This window comes from Methanobrevibacter thaueri, assembly GCF_015062915.1.
GTDB classification, from domain to species: domain Archaea; phylum Methanobacteriota; class Methanobacteria; order Methanobacteriales; family Methanobacteriaceae; genus Methanocatella; species Methanocatella thaueri_B.
This window is the reverse complement of sequence record NZ_SUTJ01000001.1, coordinates 42,150-54,977: the sequence shown is the minus strand read 5'-3', so window position 1 is coordinate 54,977 and position 12,828 is coordinate 42,150. Positions and strand designations below refer to the sequence as shown.

Here is a 12,828-nt window from a genome sequence, read left to right as displayed (position 1 = left end):
TCACCTTATATCTCGAAGTTCCAGATGTCGTCTCCGACATAGTGTTTGGTTTCAACCGCTTTTCCTGAATCGTTTGCAACCATTTCCTCACCGGTGATTAAACTGACACCGATTGCCAATGGTTTTCCATGGGTTTCATCAATTATCAGTACGATGTCTCCGGCTTCAACGCCTTCAGAAGCATCAACGATTCCAGGACTCATGATGTCTGCACCGTTGCTTACAAAACGAATCGCTCCCATGTCCACGGTCACTGTTTTTGCATCAATCTCATTGGCAAGTGCCGCTTTTAGTGTTGGGAACGGTTTGTCGTCGATTATTATGATGTAAGGTTCGCCGTCTACCAGTATGAATGAATTAGGTTCCGCTTCAAGTATCTCAACATTCTTCTTTCCTTGAAGTAAATTTCCATATTCGCCTAATTCTGATTTTATCTCTTTAATTTTCTTCTTTTTTAGGAAATTTCTTTTTTTAACTTTTATAGCCATGTCTATCCCAATTGTATTTTAATGAATAGTATTATGTTTTCGCAATTAATAAGGTTATTTATTTATCAGGGAATATTTTCTGTCCCTTGAAAACACATACCTGAAATCGATGTCATCTCCAATATCTGCAACAATGATTGGTGAGTCGTGTCTTGCATACCGGGTTATTGTGCTTGCATTGCTGTTGCTTAGCTTGTCTATGGTTCTGTTGATGATTTCCATCTCCTGCTGGCTGAAATGGGGTGTTGGGATTATTGTCGGGAAGTACCTGTGGATCTTTCTTGAGTAGTAATTTTCCTTTCTTAAAAACAGCTGATTATTTGAAATAAGCTCCTGTGTTATCTCAAAGAAATGCTTGGGCTTTATTCCTCGCCTTGACTTTATGTAGGTTTCATCGGTTAAAAGCTCACCGTAAAGTTCATAATATCCGAAATCAATGAAATACATTATGCTGCACAGCACTGTCTTTCCGAAATTCGGCTTATAGGAGCATTGGGATAAAATATACATTATTAGGTCGATATATTTGGTGCGGTTGAAAGTCATGTGATAGCCTGTGATGGTTGAGTGAAGTTAGTTTTGTATTTAATGTATACTTATGGAATGTGGGAGAGCATTTGGAAACTAATATTTATACGATGGGCGTTAATAATAATTATTGTTGCTAGTTTTTCATTATTTTTGCTTAAAATAAGGTAACCTTTATATAGTAGGTTATCTATAATTAATAGTATTAGTTTTAATTAGGTTTTGTCTTATCTTAACTTGATTATATTATGTCTAATACTGAGTGTTTAACTCAATTCATATTAAAAAACTAAAAATTGTAATAATATAAGGTGATATAATGAGCGGACAAAATGTTCAAAGACCACTTGACGCATTAGGAAAATCTGTGGACTCTCCAGTTTTAATAAAACTTAAAGGAGATCGTGAATTTAGAGGTATACTTAAGAGCTTTGATTTACACATGAACTTAGTTCTTAACGATGCAGAAGAGTTACAAGACGGAGAAGTTACTAGAAGACTCGGTGTTGTGCTCATTAGAGGAGACAATATTGTTTATATTTCACCATAAGTATTATTCAATACTTTTCGAGATTACATTTTTACGATAGCTTAAGGAGGTGTATCAATGTCAAAGGGAACTCCATCAATGGGTAAAAAGAATAAAAAGACCCATATCAGATGCAGAAGATGTGGTAGAAACACTTATCACATACGTAAAAAAGTCTGTGCTTCTTGTGGATTTGGTAAATCCAAAAAACTCAGGAGATACAGCTGGCAAAACAAAAAACCAACTACTAGACAAAGATTAGTATAAGTTGGTAACTCTGAAGATTATTTTAATAATCTTCTTTCAAAACTCTTTTTTTCATTAACGTTTACTTTAACAGAACTCTTTTTAGATAACTTTATTAATTACATCGTCAATTAAATTATTTTAGGTATAACTAACTTTTTTAGGAGGTCAAAAATATGACTGAATTGAAAGACATTGCTTTAGAAAACGATGTGGATTTAGAAAACTGTGTGGTTTTCGTAAGAGGAAACGATGACATACTTGCTGTTGACATTACAAACGCCGGAATCAGGCAGAGAAGTGACGATACAATGGGATTCACCTTTTCAATCTCTCCAAAACAGGCATTAAAATTAGAGGAATATTTCAACAGATTCACAACCGGTGAAAAATTCTACTTTAACATTTCACAAACAGGCTACAGGCCGGTGTACTATCGCGGATTGTCTCCAATGACCAAGGAGGTAAGCAAGGAGTACATGCCGAAATTCAACATCACACTATTTGCCCAAAAGGCAATTGTTGAACCTGAAGACTCATACTTCGCACCTGCCTGTGCATGCTGTGAGTTCTGCCATATCGATTAAGGGGTATCATGTTTGGCGATGAGTTTAGCGATATAATCAAAATAACAAAGGGCAACGGACAAAGCATTGAACTTGATCAAAGGAGAATCAAGATTCGTGAAAACAAGAATGGATTGATGGGCATCAGTTATGTTGCTCCAGCTTTTGAATCAATGGACATTGAGGATTTCTTTGAGGGGGTCATCACTTCTGAAGAGGTTTACATGGACATTGGTGGAACTGGTGATTATAAGGTGAGGTTCAGAGGGTTGGTTGAAGGGAAAGGAAAAAATTTCCCTAATAATTTCAATCATAAGATTATTCTTTTGCAGGAACCTACAAATTTGGATCCAAGAGTCAACATTCAAGAAACAGGTTTTTCAAGATTCGTGACTCCTGAGGAACGTTTTGGAGGATTATAATTCTCCTTCAACGGCATCCCATAGGTCAACTGCCCAACCCTGTTTGCCGTCGATTACCATATCGAGCAACCTGACTTTTCCGTCTTTGAATCTGAATAGGCGGTAGTCTAGTTGTGCTTTTTTGGCGGTTCCTTCCTTGTTGCAGTCAAGGTATAATCCTTCACTGTATTCTTCTTCAAAGTCTCCCGCTTGAACAAAATCACCTACAAGGGAGTATCCGTTTTTAACGCTTTTATCTAATTCGTCTACGGTTTTTAACCATCCGCCCTGTGCTCTGAATTTCATGTCAGGGTCGATTTTTGTCATTTCTTCTTTCCAATTTAATATCATATTACCAAATCCTTGATTCAATTTTGGTCCATGTTATATAAATGAAAAGTGCGAGAGAGCATTTGAAAAGTAATAAATATAACAATAGTTATATATTAATAAGTAGTTATATATAATTAGAATTCCATAATTTAATAATGTAACAAAATAAGTTTGGGCTTTAATTATGGATTTATTTGAAAAATTTGGTATAGAAACTGATAACAAACACTTGTATGAAATAGCATTCACACATGCTTCATATTCAACGTATAATGATTTAGATTATACTTATGAAAGATTAGAGTTTCTAGGAGATTCCGTCTTAGGTGTAATAGTATCAGAATATCTCTACAAGAAATATCCTAACTATGAAGAGGGCGAATTGACAAAGATAAGGTCAAATTTCGTATGCCAAAATGCATTAATATACTATTCTCATAAGTTGGGGTTACAGGAATTCCTTAAGGTATCTGTAGAGGAATCTAATCTGACAAAAAATGAAGTATTGTCAATTACTGCGGATTTATTTGAATCATTCCTTGGAGCAATATTCATTGATAAGGGAATGGATTATGCTAAGGAATTCGTAGCAAATGCAATATTCAAATACATCGACCAGAAAAGAGTATTCTTTGAGGACTACAAGTCTTCCATTAAAGAATATGGTGATGCTAATGAGCTTAAGATCACATATGAAGTTCTAAAGGAATACGGTGTTCCTCATGACAAGACATTCATCATGGCCTGTCTGATTGACGGCAAGGAAATGGGTGTCGGAAGAGGAAAGAATAAAAAAGAAGCTGAGCAGGCTGCTGCAAAAGGAGCAATGCGAAAACTACGAATTGGGAGAAAATAAATGAGCAAAGAATCTGTTGGCAATGTAGAGACAAAATATTATAATATTGCCGAACCAATTGATTTGGATAGTGGAAAAACCCTTGAAGAGGTCACAGTGGCATATGAAACATATGGTGAACTCAATAAAGAAAAAACCAATGCTATACTAATCTGTCATGCACTTACCGGTGACGCTCATGCTGCAGGATGGCATGAAGGCGATAAGAAACCTGGCTGGTGGGAAATAGTGATAGGTCCAGGAAAGGCACTGGATACTGAAAAATTCTTCATAATCTGTTCCAACGTATTGGGAGGATGTAAGGGAACAACCGGTCCAAGTTCAATCAATCCAAAAACAGGTAAGGAATATGGATTGGAATTTCCAGTAATAACAATTAAGGACATGGTCAAAGTCCAAAAGAAACTCATCGATTCATTCGGCATAAACCAGTTGTATGCAATAATCGGAGGGTCAATGGGTGGAATGCAGGTTCTTGAATGGCTGGTAACATATCCATCAATGATGAAAAAGGCAGTTCCAATAGCAACAACAGCTTTATCATCTCCGCAGCAAATAGCATTTAACGAAGTTGGTCGTCAGGCAATCTTTTCAGATCCTAACTGGAACAATGGTAACTATTATGAAACAGGCAAGATTCCGGAAAACGGATTGTCACTGGCTCGTATGATTGCTCACATCACCTATTTGAGCGATGAGTCAATGGACATCAAGTTCGGAAGGGATCTTCAGGACAAGGATGAAATCAGCTACGATTTCTCAATCGATTTCCAGGTTGAAAGCTATCTTAAGCATCAAGGGGAAACCTTTGTTAAGCGTTTCGATGCAAACAGTTACCTGTTCATAACAAAGGCAGTGGACCTGTTTGACTTAAGCGTTAACGATTCACTGATTGACGGACTTAAGAATGTGGAATGTAAAATGGAAGTCATTTCAGTAGATTCAGATTGGCTATATCCAACAGAGCAAAGCACAGAGCTTGTAACCGCACTCAACGCAAACAATGTTGAAGTGTCATTTTCAGAGATAAAATCAAATTACGGGCATGATGCATTCCTGCTTGAAATGGGACAGTTAAACCACATACTTTCAAAATTCCTGTCAAGCAGCATTGTTGAGGACATAATGATGGAAAAAATTGCAACAATCAGGGAAACCGCTGACGTGCAGGATGCGGCCAAGCTGATGCTGGACAAGCATGTAACTCACATTCCGGTCGTTACGGAGGATTACAAGCTGATTGGTATCGTGACCAGCTGGGACTTGTCAAAGTCCATTGCAACCAACTCCAATCATCTGAAAGACATCATGACAACAACAGTGAAATACTGCCATGCTGATGATACAATAGAGGACATTGCAGGGAGAATGCGTAAATTCGATATATCATGTCTTCCTGTAGTCGATGAGGATATGAAAGTTTTAGGTTTGATTACAACAGACCAAATCAGTAATTTATTAAGTTAAATTACTTATCTATTTTTTTTAATTAATTTTATAAGGTATTTATTACATAAGTATTATTTTAACTAATTTGGAGTCGTTATTTTGTCGAGGAAAGAAAAATTTATTGAAGGTTGTAAGAAGGGTGTTCCAATTGCCTTTGGTTACGTTCCAATGGGGATTGGTTATGCTGCAATTGCAATAAAGGCAGGAATGACTCCTATTCAAACAATATCAATGTCAGTGCTTGTTTATGCAGGTGCGGGCCAGATCATTGCGGCATCAATGCTTTTAAGTGGTGCCACTGCAATGGCAATAATTCTTACCAATTTTGTTGTAAACCTGAGGTACTTTGTAATGTCAACATGTGTTCTTAATCAGGTTGAGAAATCCAGTTTGCCATTGAACATTCTTGCGGCACATGTGACTGTTGACGAATCATTTGCAATGTTTTCATTAAGTGAGGATTCAAATATCTGGATTTATCTTGGAATTGCAATATTTGCATGGTTGAGCTGGATTCTTGGGGCAGGAATCGGTGTTGTAGTACTTGACTTGCTGCCTGTAATTGTCACTAACAGTTTCAACATATCATTATATGCATTGTTTGTAGCCATTTTGGTTCCATCAATTAAGGAATCCAAGCAAATTGCACTTTTGGTATTGATTACAGCAGTCTTAAATATTGTTTTGGGCCAATTTTTAGGCAATTGGTCACTGATTGTTTCAACATTGGTTGGTGCTGCAGTTGGAATGTATATCGTTGATGATGACTATATTCTAGGGGGAGAGGTATAATGGATTACGTAAACCTTGTCATTTTAGGATGTGCCCTTGTCACTTTCATTCCAAGATTGATTCCGGCACTCTTTATCGATAAGCTGAATTTCCCACCTAAAGCGGAAAAATTCCTGAATCTGATTCCATACACTGCCCTTGCTGCACTGATATGTCCGGGAGTTTTGACTGTGGACAATCAGCTATGGTACATAGGATTGATCGGAGCGATTGTTGCAGCAGGACTTGCATGGAAAAAGGTTCCTCTCGGAGCCATTGTGATTTTGACAGTGGTAATTCTTATTGCAGTATACTCAATAGTGCCATTCTTTTAAGGTGATTTAATGAATATTAATGAAATTTTTTTCTATTATATTAATAATAATTTGCAAAACCCATTCTTTGATGCGGTAATGCCTTTCATTACTGATTTTGGAGGTTTTTTAGGGTTATTCATAATAGTGATTGCAATCATATTGTATGCCAAGCTGAGAAATAGGCAAACACTTAAAAAAATTGCAATCCTTGCATTGATAGCTCTTCTCTTTTCAGACGTGATAGCCTATGGGTTAAAGATAATTGTTCAGGAGCCAAGGCCATTCATGACATTGGATCATGTCCGTTTGTTAATAAGGGAGGATGATTTACTTGCATTTCCTTCAGGTCATGCAACCTCAACATTGGCGGTTGTTTCACTATTCCTTTTAAACATTGAGGATTTGGTCAAAAAACACTATGTGATTGTAAGCATTCTTTTAGTGGTATTTGCAGTTGCGATTCTATTTTCAAGAATTTACTGCGGGGTGCATTATCCGTTTGATGTTCTGGCAGGTGCATTGATAGGAATTGCCGGAGCATTGGTAGTTAACAGGTTTAAGGATAGGATTTTTAGTCTATTGAAATTATAATTACTAAAAATCTTTAATGTATTATAGATGGTGATGTGAGTTTAAATGAAATTGTGGAATCCAATAGCGTTTTTCATTAGTCTTATAATGAGTATTGTCATGCCGTTGATTTTTGCAACACCTATGGGAATGCCCGTAGAGATATGCTTTTTAATGTGGCCGGTAAGATGGGTTGTAGCTTACTTTTTAGTCAATCTGATTGTTCATCCATTGGGATTAAAACTGGCCAATAAGGTGTTTGGATTTAAATTGGGAATGAAAACAGGATTATGGAATCCTTTGGCATTTTTCATAAGTCTGATAATGAGTTTCATAATGCCTTTGATATTCGGAGTCCCTATCGGACAATTGCCTGTGGACATGTTGATTTATTTATGGCCTGTCAGATGGGTTGTGGCTTACTTCATAGTCAGCCAGGCGGTAAATCCATTGGCATTCAAGTTGGCAGGTAAGGTATTCGGATTCAATCCCATGAAGTAATTAAATTTATTAATAAATTTTTCAATATTTTATTTTAGTTGTTAAAATTTGGAGCGTATTGTAATGTGTTCAATTGTTGGTTTGCAGGGTAACGTTAATGCGGAAAGTATAATAAAAATGTTGAAATCCTCAAAAAACAGGGGTCCTGATGCATCAGGCATCTATCTTGATAAGATTTATTCAGATATTGATTTGGATGAGTTTGAAGACGATTCACAATACCCTATTGCTTTTGGCCATAACCTTCTTTCCATTTATGATTTGAATGAAAGGATTTCCAAACCTCAACCGGTAAGCAATGATAATCTCACACTCGTTTTCAATGGGGAACTGTACAATTTCAAAACAATCAGAAACCTTCTCTCCAAGGTGGGGGTTGATGCAGAAGTTAAAAGTGATGCTGAAGCGCTCATGTATCTAATTGATTTTTATAACAAGGGAGATTTAATCAAAGCCATTCAAATGGCTATGAGACTGATTGATGGAGATTATGCATTTGCGGTTTGGGACGGTGAAAACCTTGCGCTTGTTCGTGATCCTTTAGGTGTCAAACCTCTGTTCTATGCTGAAAATGATGATTTGAAAGGATTTGCATCAACAAGAAATGCCTTAAAAGAGGCCGGATTCAATGATATTCATACCCTAAAACCAGAACATATCCTATTTAACTGGGAAGATATAGCTCCGGCACAACCGATATATGAAAAGATCTTTGAAGGTGACGTAAGTAAAATAGACAAGCTGTTAAAGTTAAGTGTTGCCAAAAGAGTTGAAGGATTATATGAGGTCGGGGTAATATTTTCAGGCGGTGTTGACAGTTCATATCTTGCACTGCTTTTGGGTGAAATTGCTGAGAATGTTGCCTTGAAAATAACACTTTATGCTGTGGGAACTGAAAACTCACATGACCTTGAGGCAGCAAAATACGCCGCCAAATACCTCAATCTTGACTTGAAGACATGTGAGGTCACTGAAGACATGGTTAGAGAGGCATTGCCTAGTGTAGTGAATGCAATCGGTGACGATAACCTGATGAAGGTTGGAGTTGGACTTACAACATACTTTGCAACAAAAATGGCTGCAGAAGACGGTATAAAAGTGGCAATATCAGGTCAGGGTGCAGATGAGCTCTTTGGAGGATATAAGCGCTACCTTGAAAGCTTTGTAAATGACACATTGAACTATGACATTCGTGAGGACATGTCAAACATGTACCATGTCAACCTTGAAAGGGACGATGCATGCGCCATGCTAAACTCAGTTGAATTGAGATTGCCGTTTCTGGATGAAAAGCTTGTTGAATTGGCACTGAACATTCAGGACAACAAGAAAATCGTTTCAATGCATGATGAGATGAGAAAAAGCATCTTAAGGAAACTGGCCTTTGAGGAAGGCCTTGACTATGAGATAGCCTACAGGCCAAAGAAGGCTGCCCAGTATGGGACAGGTATCGACAAGATTTTGAGAAAGAAAATCTTAAAAGACACTGATATCTCAAAATTTTTAGAATGATTCTCAAATTTTAATGGCCGACCAGGGCTATTATTTTCTCTTTTTTTAACTTTTTAATCTTTAACTTTATTAATATTGAAAAACATAATAATTATATTATTAATTGTTAGGAGTTTTATAGATGTCAATCGAAAAAGATGCAGAAGAAATTATAGAAAAATTTTCAAAAACATTAGAAAACATTCCAGATTCAGATGAAACCTGGTACATTACTGATAATTTAAATTTAACCCGTGAAGATGAAGCTCACGAAAAAAATCCTGAAAAAATATTAAGAAACGCCAACATTGACAAAGATGGAAATCTTATTGTGAAAAGAGCTGATTGGACTAATTAAGAGGGATTTACATGAGAATAAATTTGGTTCTCGAACTTATGGATACTCCAGGACAACTTGTTAAGGCATTGGAACCTGTAAGCAGTCTTGGTGCAAACCTTGTCACCGTTATCCATAAGAGAGATTATAAAAACGAGAAAGGCAATGTTCCCGTTCAACTCACTATTGAAGGAGAACAAGAAGACCTTAAAAATGTAGTTAACAGATTTGAAGAGTTAGGATTTTCCATAATAGAATTGGATGGTGTAGTCTTAAAGGAAAAAATCACTACCATCCTATTCGGCCACATCGTAGATCAAGATTTAAGAGACACAATGGACAGAATCAATGACCTTGATGAGGTTGAAATCGTGGCATTTGACATAAAATTGAATGGTGAGGAAAAATCCACTGCAGTAATCAATATCGAAGCGGGCGTCGGCAGAAAGCAAGCAGTATTTGATAAGATTGCAGAAATTGCAGAAGAAAAGGAATTACTGGTAATTAATGAAGTTTAAGTGATGATTATTATGGATGAATGTAAAGTCATTATCATGGGATTCGGTTCAGTTGGCCAAGGTGTAGCTAATGCCCTTTCCATGAAAAAAGATTTAATTAAGGATAAAACTGGAATCAGCGTGAAGGTTGTAGCAGCAGCTGATTCATCTTCATCTGCAATCTCACAGGAAGGATTGGATGAAGAATTACTTGTCAAGACAAAAAAAGAAGAAGGAAAACTCTCAGCATATCCTGAATTCGGTTCAGATAAAAGCGGTTTGGATGTTTTAGATGCTGTCGAATACGATTGTCTTATCGAAGCAACTCCTACTAACATCGTTGATGCACAGCCTGCATTATCATTAACATTAAAAGCATTCGAACAGGGAAAAGACGTTGTAACCTCAAACAAAGGACACCTTGCACTCAAATTCAGGGAAGTTGTTAGTGCAGCAGAGGAAGCTGGCGTTGAATTCAAATATGAAGCAAGTGTAGGCGGATCAATGCCTATCATCAATTTCACAAGAGACACACTCGCATCATGTGAAATCAAATCAATCAAAGGTATCCTCAACGGTACCACCAATTATATTCTGTCAAGAATGACTTCTGAAGGTTCAGAATATGAAGTCATCCTCAAGGAATCACAGGAATTAGGTATTGCAGAAACCGACCCAACACAGGATGTTGAAGGTATCGATGCAGCATGTAAGACAGTTATTCTTGCAAACTCACTTTTAGGCATTGATGCAACATACAGTGACGTTAAAGTGGAAGGTATTTCAAAAATCAATTCACAAGCTATTGAACTGGCTAAAAAAGATGATTATCTAATCAAACTGATTGCAGAAGTATCTCCTGACAATCTGCAGGTATCTCCTCGTTTAGTCAAAAGAGGAAGTTCCTATGATGTAAGCGGAACCTTGAACATGGCAACAATCAAGACTGACTTGGCTGATGAGGTTTCCGTAATTGGACTTGGAGCAGGTTCCCTTGAAACCGCTTCAGCAATGTTAACCGATTTAATTAGTATTTTAAAAAATAAAAACTAATTAAATTCTTTATTTTTTTCACTATTTTTACCTAGATGATAATATGAAGTATGTAATTTTTATTCCGGACGGGTCAAGCGATTACCCGGTAGATGAACTAGACGGTAAAACTCCTTTAATGGTGGCCAACACTCCAAACATTGACAAATTGGCAAAAAGAGGATTCGGAGGATTCACAAACAACGTGCCTGAACAGTACACTCCAGGTTCCGATGTGGCTAACATGAGCATTTTCGGATTTAATCCTGCTGACTACTACACTGGACGTGGACCGTTGGAAGCGGGTAGTGAAGGAATTCCAACAAAACCTGAAGACGTAATATTCAGATGCAACACAATATACAGTGAAAGTGATGCAATGGATGATTTCAACGCAGGCCACATTTCCACTGAAGAGGCTGACGAACTGATGAAAGGCCTAAACGAGTATTTCAATGAGAAATACCCTGACTTCAAGGGCAAGTTCTACACTGGCGTAAGCTACAGACATCTTTTCATCTACACCTGTGGCAGCGTGGAAGATGCAGAAATCCTTTCAAGCATCAAGACAATGCCTCCACACGACATTACCGGTGAAAAACTAGTTGATAATCTATTTGGAGACTGCGAGCTAGCAGAAGAATTCCATAAGATAATGTTTGAGGCAAGGGAATACCTCAAGGATCATGAGGTAAACCAGAAAAGGGAAATTCCTGCAAACATGGTATGGCTATGGGGACAAGGCGTAACACCGACCCTGCCTAACTTCGAGGAGACTTACGGAATAACCGCTTCAGTGATTACCGGTGTTGACTTATTGAAAGGTATAGGTAACTTTGCAGGCATGAACATTGTCAATGTGCCTGGTGCAACAGGATACTTTGACACTGACTATAAGCAAAAAGGAGAATATGGAATCGAAGCTTTAAAGGAAACTGATTTATTATTGATTCATATTGAAGCTCCTGATGAAGCAGGTCACGCCCAAAATACTGAAGAAAAGGTAAAAGCTATTGAAAGAATCGATGAGTTCATTGTAGGACCAATCATTGAAAGCCTTGAAGGCGAGGAATTCAGGGGAGCAATATTGCCTGACCATCCAACACCAATCAGCGTTGGAACCCACACCCGTGACAATGTGCCGATTATAATATTTGACTCTGAACGTGAAGGGGATGAATGCGAATCATTTGATGAGGAAGGAGTCAAGAAAGGTTCACTTGAATTTAAAGAAGGTCATTTCCTAGTTCAAAGATTGATTGATGGAGATTATTAAAATGAAAGTATTATTAGTTAATGGAAGTCCTAACCGTAAAGGATGCACTTACACTGCACTCACATATGTCGAAAAGACATTAAATGAGGCAGGAATCGATACAGAAATATTCTGGATTAAAACAAAACCAATAACAGGATGCACTGCATGTGGCATTTGTGGAGAGATAGGCAGATGCACATACAATAATGACAGTGTAAACGAGTTTGTTGAAAAGGCACACGATGCAGATGCATTTGTATTCGGTTCACCGGTTTATTATGCAGGTGCAAACGGGTCAATGACATCCTTTTTGGACAGGGCATTTTATTCAAACTCACATAATCCTGATGGAGATGCATTCAAGCATAAGCCTGGTGCGGTAATATGTTCCGCTAGACGTGGAGGAACAACTGCAACATATGATCAGTTAATCAAATATTTAGGAATATCCCAAATGCCAATTGTATCATCATTCTACTGGAACATGGTTCATGGTAACACTCCTGAAGAGGTTGAACAGGACCTTGAAGGGTTAGCCACCATGAGACAGCTTGGAAGAAACATGGCATATTTCCTTAAATGCATAGAAGCAGGTAAAAAAGAAGGCTTAACTCCTGAAGAGGAACCTAAAATAGCCACTAACTTTATAAGATAAAAT

At 37.4% G+C, this 12,828-nt stretch carries 19 protein-coding genes; 16 read left to right on the top strand and 3 right to left on the bottom strand.

The window, feature by feature from the left end; genetic code table 11:
* Positions 1-5: 5 nt before the first annotated feature.
* Positions 6-488 (bottom strand): RNA-binding protein, encoded by a 483-nt coding sequence (locus tag E7Z78_RS00320; RefSeq protein ID WP_303723188.1) that lies wholly within the window; start codon positions 486-488, stop codon positions 6-8.
* 54 nt (positions 489-542) lie between these two features.
* The gene (locus E7Z78_RS00315) at positions 543-1,034 is read right to left on the bottom strand and encodes a type II toxin-antitoxin system antitoxin SocA domain-containing protein (protein ID WP_303723187.1); all 492 of its coding nucleotides are present in this window, start codon (positions 1,032-1,034) and stop codon (positions 543-545) included.
* 301 nt (positions 1,035-1,335) lie between these two features.
* On the opposite strand from E7Z78_RS00315, the gene E7Z78_RS00310 reads away from it, so the two are divergent.
* The 4 genes from E7Z78_RS00310 to E7Z78_RS00295 all read left to right on the top strand — a co-directional run bounded on the left by E7Z78_RS00310 (position 1,336) and on the right by E7Z78_RS00295 (position 2,779).
* Positions 1,336-1,566 (top strand): LSm family protein, encoded by a 231-nt coding sequence (locus E7Z78_RS00310; RefSeq protein WP_116591755.1) that lies wholly within the window; start codon positions 1,336-1,338, stop codon positions 1,564-1,566.
* A 57-nt stretch (positions 1,567-1,623) separates the two neighbouring features.
* Positions 1,624-1,812 (top strand): 50S ribosomal protein L37e, encoded by a 189-nt coding sequence (locus tag E7Z78_RS00305; RefSeq protein WP_067042784.1) that lies wholly within the window; start codon positions 1,624-1,626, stop codon positions 1,810-1,812.
* A 155-nt stretch (positions 1,813-1,967) separates the two neighbouring features.
* A complete protein-coding gene (locus E7Z78_RS00300) occupies positions 1,968-2,378 on the top strand; it encodes a hypothetical protein (RefSeq protein WP_303723186.1) in 411 nt (136 codons plus the stop codon).
* Between the two features lie 8 nt (positions 2,379-2,386).
* Entirely contained in the window at positions 2,387-2,779 is a 393-nt protein-coding gene (locus E7Z78_RS00295) for a hypothetical protein (protein WP_303723185.1), read from the top strand.
* Here E7Z78_RS00295 and E7Z78_RS00290 read toward each other — a convergent pair.
* Positions 2,774-3,109, bottom strand: a complete 336-nt coding sequence (locus tag E7Z78_RS00290) for a hypothetical protein (protein ID WP_303723184.1) — start codon at positions 3,107-3,109, stop codon at positions 2,774-2,776. The genes E7Z78_RS00295 and E7Z78_RS00290 overlap by 6 nt on opposite strands.
* A 166-nt stretch (positions 3,110-3,275) precedes the next feature.
* On the opposite strand from E7Z78_RS00290, the gene rnc reads away from it, so the two are divergent.
* The 12 genes from rnc to E7Z78_RS00230 all read left to right on the top strand — a co-directional run bounded on the left by rnc (position 3,276) and on the right by E7Z78_RS00230 (position 12,825).
* The gene (rnc, locus tag E7Z78_RS00285; RefSeq protein ID WP_303723183.1) at positions 3,276-3,947 is read left to right on the top strand and encodes a ribonuclease III; all 672 of its coding nucleotides are present in this window, start codon (positions 3,276-3,278) and stop codon (positions 3,945-3,947) included.
* Positions 3,948-5,414 (top strand): homoserine O-acetyltransferase, encoded by a 1,467-nt coding sequence (locus E7Z78_RS00280; RefSeq protein WP_303723182.1) that lies wholly within the window; start codon positions 3,948-3,950, stop codon positions 5,412-5,414.
* 81 nt (positions 5,415-5,495) lie between these two features.
* Positions 5,496-6,188, top strand: a complete 693-nt coding sequence (locus E7Z78_RS00275) for an AzlC family ABC transporter permease (RefSeq protein ID WP_303723181.1) — start codon at positions 5,496-5,498, stop codon at positions 6,186-6,188.
* Positions 6,188-6,502: an AzlD domain-containing protein gene (locus tag E7Z78_RS00270; protein WP_292893856.1), complete on the top strand. Its 315-nt coding sequence runs from the start codon at positions 6,188-6,190 to the stop codon at positions 6,500-6,502. The genes E7Z78_RS00275 and E7Z78_RS00270 overlap by 1 nt, the downstream gene beginning before the upstream one ends.
* Positions 6,503-6,511: 9 nt before the next feature.
* Positions 6,512-7,075, top strand: a complete 564-nt coding sequence (locus E7Z78_RS00265; protein ID WP_303723180.1) for a phosphatase PAP2 family protein — start codon at positions 6,512-6,514, stop codon at positions 7,073-7,075.
* Positions 7,076-7,120: 45 nt separating this feature from the next.
* Entirely contained in the window at positions 7,121-7,555 is a 435-nt protein-coding gene (locus tag E7Z78_RS00260) for a hypothetical protein (protein WP_303723179.1), read from the top strand.
* A 63-nt stretch (positions 7,556-7,618) separates the two neighbouring features.
* Positions 7,619-9,067: an asparagine synthetase B gene (locus E7Z78_RS00255; protein ID WP_303723178.1), complete on the top strand. Its 1,449-nt coding sequence runs from the start codon at positions 7,619-7,621 to the stop codon at positions 9,065-9,067.
* 121 nt (positions 9,068-9,188) lie between these two features.
* Positions 9,189-9,404, top strand: coding sequence for an Asp-tRNA(Asn) amidotransferase subunit GatC (gene gatC, locus E7Z78_RS00250; RefSeq protein ID WP_295603616.1), 216 nt, complete (start codon positions 9,189-9,191; stop codon positions 9,402-9,404).
* 11 nt (positions 9,405-9,415) lie between these two features.
* Positions 9,416-9,901, top strand: coding sequence for an amino acid-binding protein (locus E7Z78_RS00245; RefSeq protein WP_303723177.1), 486 nt, complete (start codon positions 9,416-9,418; stop codon positions 9,899-9,901).
* Positions 9,902-9,913: 12 nt separating this feature from the next.
* Positions 9,914-10,933 (top strand): homoserine dehydrogenase, encoded by a 1,020-nt coding sequence (locus E7Z78_RS00240; RefSeq protein ID WP_303723176.1) that lies wholly within the window; start codon positions 9,914-9,916, stop codon positions 10,931-10,933.
* Positions 10,934-10,976: 43 nt separating this feature from the next.
* Positions 10,977-12,188 carry a cofactor-independent phosphoglycerate mutase gene (locus tag E7Z78_RS00235; RefSeq protein WP_303723175.1) on the top strand — a complete coding sequence of 404 codons (1,212 nt, stop codon included), beginning with the start codon at positions 10,977-10,979 and terminating at the stop codon, positions 12,186-12,188.
* 1 nt (position 12,189) lies between these two features.
* Positions 12,190-12,825: a flavodoxin family protein gene (locus E7Z78_RS00230; RefSeq protein ID WP_303723174.1), complete on the top strand. Its 636-nt coding sequence runs from the start codon at positions 12,190-12,192 to the stop codon at positions 12,823-12,825.
* Positions 12,826-12,828 lie beyond the last annotated feature (3 nt).

Bases quoted from the DNA above. Each gene is read 5' to 3' on its own strand.
- E7Z78_RS00295 (WP_303723185.1), top strand. From the start codon at position 2,387: ATGTTTGGCGATGAGTTTAGCGATATAATCAAAATAACAAAGGGCAAC.
- rnc (WP_303723183.1), top strand. From the start codon at position 3,276: ATGGATTTATTTGAAAAATTTGGTATAGAAACTGATAACAAACACTTG.
- E7Z78_RS00270 (WP_292893856.1), top strand. From the start codon at position 6,188: ATGGATTACGTAAACCTTGTCATTTTAGGATGTGCCCTTGTCACTTTC.
- E7Z78_RS00230 (WP_303723174.1), top strand. From the start codon at position 12,190: ATGAAAGTATTATTAGTTAATGGAAGTCCTAACCGTAAAGGATGCACT.
- E7Z78_RS00235 (WP_303723175.1), top strand. From the start codon at position 10,977: ATGAAGTATGTAATTTTTATTCCGGACGGGTCAAGCGATTACCCGGTA.
- E7Z78_RS00310 (WP_116591755.1), top strand. From the start codon at position 1,336: ATGAGCGGACAAAATGTTCAAAGACCACTTGACGCATTAGGAAAATCT.
- E7Z78_RS00245 (WP_303723177.1), top strand. From the start codon at position 9,416: ATGAGAATAAATTTGGTTCTCGAACTTATGGATACTCCAGGACAACTT.
- gatC (WP_295603616.1), top strand. From the start codon at position 9,189: ATGTCAATCGAAAAAGATGCAGAAGAAATTATAGAAAAATTTTCAAAA.
- E7Z78_RS00265 (WP_303723180.1), top strand. From the start codon at position 6,512: ATGAATATTAATGAAATTTTTTTCTATTATATTAATAATAATTTGCAA.
- E7Z78_RS00320 (WP_303723188.1), bottom strand. From the start codon at position 488: ATGGCTATAAAAGTTAAAAAAAGAAATTTCCTAAAAAAGAAGAAAATT.
- E7Z78_RS00315 (WP_303723187.1), bottom strand. From the start codon at position 1,034: ATGACTTTCAACCGCACCAAATATATCGACCTAATAATGTATATTTTA.
- E7Z78_RS00240 (WP_303723176.1), top strand. From the start codon at position 9,914: ATGGATGAATGTAAAGTCATTATCATGGGATTCGGTTCAGTTGGCCAA.
- E7Z78_RS00300 (WP_303723186.1), top strand. From the start codon at position 1,968: ATGACTGAATTGAAAGACATTGCTTTAGAAAACGATGTGGATTTAGAA.
- E7Z78_RS00305 (WP_067042784.1), top strand. From the start codon at position 1,624: ATGTCAAAGGGAACTCCATCAATGGGTAAAAAGAATAAAAAGACCCAT.
- E7Z78_RS00280 (WP_303723182.1), top strand. From the start codon at position 3,948: ATGAGCAAAGAATCTGTTGGCAATGTAGAGACAAAATATTATAATATT.
- E7Z78_RS00255 (WP_303723178.1), top strand. From the start codon at position 7,619: ATGTGTTCAATTGTTGGTTTGCAGGGTAACGTTAATGCGGAAAGTATA.
- E7Z78_RS00290 (WP_303723184.1), bottom strand. From the start codon at position 3,109: ATGATATTAAATTGGAAAGAAGAAATGACAAAAATCGACCCTGACATG.
- E7Z78_RS00260 (WP_303723179.1), top strand. From the start codon at position 7,121: ATGAAATTGTGGAATCCAATAGCGTTTTTCATTAGTCTTATAATGAGT.